Origin of the sequence: Citrobacter sp. TBCS-15, assembly GCF_005280815.1 — a bacterium.
GTDB classification, from domain to species: Bacteria; Pseudomonadota; Gammaproteobacteria; order Enterobacterales; family Enterobacteriaceae; genus Citrobacter; species Citrobacter werkmanii.
Window position 1 is genome coordinate 1 of sequence record NZ_SZWK01000132.1, and the last position, 1,187, is coordinate 1,187.

Annotated in this window: 2 protein-coding genes; both read left to right on the forward strand. The window is 35.0% G+C overall.

The genetic code is table 11. The features are described from left to right. Nucleotides 1-818 (forward strand): hypothetical protein (locus FDW96_RS11850; RefSeq protein ID WP_212732875.1); only part of this gene is annotated, 818 nt, incomplete at its 5' end. A 26-nt stretch (nucleotides 819-844) separates the two neighbouring features. Then, the gene (locus FDW96_RS11855) at nucleotides 845-1,186 is read left to right on the forward strand and encodes a hypothetical protein (RefSeq protein ID WP_212732876.1); all 342 of its coding nucleotides are present in this window, start codon (nucleotides 845-847) and stop codon (nucleotides 1,184-1,186) included. Nucleotide 1,187 lies beyond the last annotated feature (1 nt).

Sequence of the window (1,187 nt, forward strand, 5' to 3'; positions counted from 1 at the left end):
AAAGGTTAAAAATGACAATTAAAAACTTCACGTTTTTCAGTCCAAGTGGTACAGAGTTTCCAGTAGGTTCAAACAATGACGGAAAATTATACATGATGTTGACTGGAATGGACTATGGAACAATTAGACGAAAAGACTGGTCTAATCCAATAAACACAGCTCTAAACGTACAATATACTAATACTTCAATTATTGCTGGCGGAAGATATTTTGAACTATCAAACGAAACAGTAGCTTTAAAGGGGAATTCTGTCAACTATATCCATGCAAATATTGACTTAACTCAAACAGCGCACCCTGTTACTTTATCGGCTGAAACTTCAAATAATAGCAATAATGTCGATTTAAATAATAGTTCTGGAGTTCTAAAAGTTTTGATTGACATCAGGACAACTGACGGAACAGGTGTAGTTTCAAGCGAAAAACCTCGAAACGTTACGACATTAGACCAAGTTAATGCAGAAAATATCAATGTTAAATTACTTAGTGTAGATGGAGACGTTAGTGATTGGACAGCTTTGAACATGTCTAACGTCACTACAGCTAAACTACAATACAAAAAGAAAAATGGCATAGTTACGGTTACTGGTGGCGGTAATTTTGGAAACTTTAGGGCTAATCAGACCAAACAAGTTGCGTTTCTACCTGAAAACGTTCGTCCTGTAGGCGATATATCAGTAACCCTATCTTCTCTAAATGGAAACAACAATAACAAACCAATGGAATTACAAATTACGGCTAATGGAGAAATTCGAGTATGGAGTCATTACGCTGGGAATAATCAATATGCTGGTGGAACAGCAACTTATTTACAATAGAAAGCAAAAACATAATGGTAACTAGAATGATTTTAATAACTATCTTAATTTTGGCGATTTTATTCGCTACATGGGTTAAAGATAGAGAAGCAATGAACCCACCTTTCGAACGTAGACTTGTAATTGACTTGACAGTGATATTTTCCCTATGGGTTTTATATGCAGTCTTTTACTTTACACAAACACCCTCTACTTCAGATGTTGCTCAAACTGTGATTAACGTAGGTTTGTTGTACTTTGTCGGACAATTTGTTTATTTAATTGCAAGTATCAGCCCTATGTTTGCCGGTTTACTCAAACTTATCAAAAAGAATGGTGTAAATATTCCAGAAGTGGAAGAAGAACAAACGGAGGATAAAAAAGAATGAA